The sequence below is a fragment of the Vibrio sp. 2132-1 genome (assembly GCF_033344315.1).
In genome coordinates, this window is record NZ_JAWPON010000044.1 from 1 (window position 1) to 3000 (window position 3000).

Annotated in this window: 1 rRNA gene; it reads left to right on the forward strand. The window is 51.4% G+C overall.

Going from position 1 to position 3000, the window contains the following annotated elements:
• Positions 1 to 77: 77 nt before the first annotated feature.
• A 23S ribosomal RNA gene (locus R8N47_RS23235) occupies positions 78 to 2968 on the forward strand.
• Positions 2969 to 3000 lie beyond the last annotated feature (32 nt).

The window sequence follows — 3000 nt, forward strand, 5'->3', positions numbered from 1 at the left end:
ATGTCTCTCGCTCATTCAAATAATGAGAGACAACTTTGGTGATTTGAACATCAACTCGAAACTCCTTCGGGTTGTATGGTTAAGTGACTAAGCGTACACGGTGGATGCCTTGGCAGTCAGAGGCGATGAAGGACGTATTAACTTGCGATAAGCCCAGATTAGGTAGTAAAAACCATTTGAGTCTGGGATTTCCGAATGGGGAAACCCAATACCATAAGGTATTACTGTTGAGTGAATACATAGCTCAACAGGGCGAACCGGGGGAACTGAAACATCTAAGTACCCCGAGGAAAAGAAATCAACCGAGATTCCGAAAGTAGCGGCGAGCGAAATTGGACTAGCCCTTAAGCTTTACACGCGTTAGACGAACAGCCTGGAAAGGCCGACGATACAGGGTGATAGTCCCGTAGTTGACGACGTGTGTTCAGTGAAATCGAGTAGGGCGGGACACGTGATATCCTGTCTGAATATGGGGGGACCATCCTCCAAGGCTAAATACTACTGACTGACCGATAGTGAACCAGTACCGTGAGGGAAAGGCGAAAAGAACCCCTGTGAGGGGAGTGAAATAGAACCTGAAACCGTGTACGTACAAGCAGTAGGAGCAGGCTTTGTCCTGTGACTGCGTACCTTTTGTATAATGGGTCAGCGACTTATATTCAGTGGCAAGGTTAACCATCTAGGGGAGCCGTAGGGAAACCGAGTCTTAACTGGGCGTTCAGTCTCTGGATATAGACCCGAAACCAGGTGATCTAGCCATGGGCAGGTTGAAGGTTGAGTAACATCAACTGGAGGACCGAACCGACTAATGTTGAAAAATTAGCGGATGACTTGTGGCTAGGGGTGAAAGGCCAATCAAACCTGGAGATAGCTGGTTCTCCCCGAAAGCTATTTAGGTAGCGCCTCGGACGAATACTACTGGGGGTAGAGCACTGTTAAGGCTAGGGGGTCATCCCGACTTACCAACCCTTTGCAAACTCCGAATACCAGTAAGTACTATCCGGGAGACACACGGCGGGTGCTAACGTCCGTCGTGGAGAGGGAAACAACCCAGACCGCCAGCTAAGGTCCCAAATTACTACTAAGTGGGAAACGATGTGGGAAGGCTCAGACAGCCAGGATGTTGGCTTAGAAGCAGCCATCATTTAAAGAAAGCGTAATAGCTCACTGGTCGAGTCGGCCTGCGCGGAAGATGTAACGGGGCTAAGTAGTAAACCGAAGCTGCGGCAATGCACTTTAGTGCATTGGGTAGGGGAGCGTTCTGTAAGCGGTTGAAGGTGTGTGGTAACGCATGCTGGACGTATCAGAAGTGCGAATGCTGACATGAGTAACGATAAAGGGGGTGAAAAACCTCCTCGCCGGAAGACCAAGGGTTCCTGTCCAACGTTAATCGGGGCAGGGTAAGTCGACCCCTAAGGCGAGGCCGAAAGGCGTAGTCGATGGGAAACGGGTTAATATTCCCGTACTTCTTACAATTGCGATGGGGGGACGGAGAAGGCTAGGTGGGCCTGGCGACGGTTGTCCAGGTTCAAGTGCGTAGGCTGAGAAATTAGGTAAATCCGGTTTCTCTTAAGGCTGAGACACGACGTCGAGCTACTACGGTAGTGAAGTCATTGATGCCATGCTTCCAGGAAAAGCCTCTAAGCTTCAGATTGTAAGGAATCGTACCCCAAACCGACACAGGTGGTCGGGTAGAGAATACCAAGGCGCTTGAGAGAACTCGGGTGAAGGAACTAGGCAAAATGGTACCGTAACTTCGGGAGAAGGTACGCTCTCGACGGTGAAGTCCCTCGCGGATGGAGCTATTGAGAGTCGCAGATACCAGGTGGCTGCAACTGTTTATTAAAAACACAGCACTGTGCAAAATCGCAAGATGACGTATACGGTGTGACGCCTGCCCGGTGCCGGAAGGTTAATTGATGGGGTTAGACTTCGGTCGAAGCTCTTGATCGAAGCCCCGGTAAACGGCGGCCGTAACTATAACGGTCCTAAGGTAGCGAAATTCCTTGTCGGGTAAGTTCCGACCTGCACGAATGGCGTAATGATGGCCACGCTGTCTCCACCCGAGACTCAGTGAAATTGAAATCGCTGTGAAGATGCAGTGTACCCGCGGCTAGACGGAAAGACCCCGTGAACCTTTACTACAGCTTGGCACTGAACATTGACCCTACATGTGTAGGATAGGTGGGAGGCTTTGAAGCGCAGTCGCTAGATTGCGTGGAGCCGTCCTTGAAATACCACCCTTGTAGTGTTGATGTTCTAACGTCGACCCCTTATCGGGGTTGCGGACAGTGCCTGGTGGGTAGTTTGACTGGGGCGGTCTCCTCCCAAAGCGTAACGGAGGAGCACGAAGGTGGGCTAATCACGGTTGGACATCGTGAGGTTAGTGCAATGGCATAAGCCCGCTTGACTGCGAGAATGACAATTCGAGCAGGTGCGAAAGCAGGTCATAGTGATCCGGTGGTTCTGAATGGAAGGGCCATCGCTCAACGGATAAAAGGTACTCCGGGGATAACAGGCTGATACCGCCCAAGAGTTCATATCGACGGCGGTGTTTGGCACCTCGATGTCGGCTCATCACATCCTGGGGCTGAAGTCGGTCCCAAGGGTATGGCTGTTCGCCATTTAAAGTGGTACGCGAGCTGGGTTTAGAACGTCGTGAGACAGTTCGGTCCCTATCTGCCGTGGGCGTTGGAGAATTGAAAGGGGCTGCTCCTAGTACGAGAGGACCGGAGTGGACGAACCTCTGGTGTTCGGGTTGTGTCGCCAGACGCATTGCCCGGTAGCTAAGTTCGGGATCGATAACCGCTGAAAGCATCTAAGCGGGAAGCGAGCCTTGAGATGAGTTCTCCCTGATACTTTAAGTATCCTAAAGGGTTGTCGTAGACTACGACGTTGATAGGCAGGGTGTGTAAGCGTTGTGAGGCGTTGAGCTAACCTGTACTAATTGCCCGTGAGGCTTAACCATACAACACCCAAGGGGTTTTGATGGACTCAATG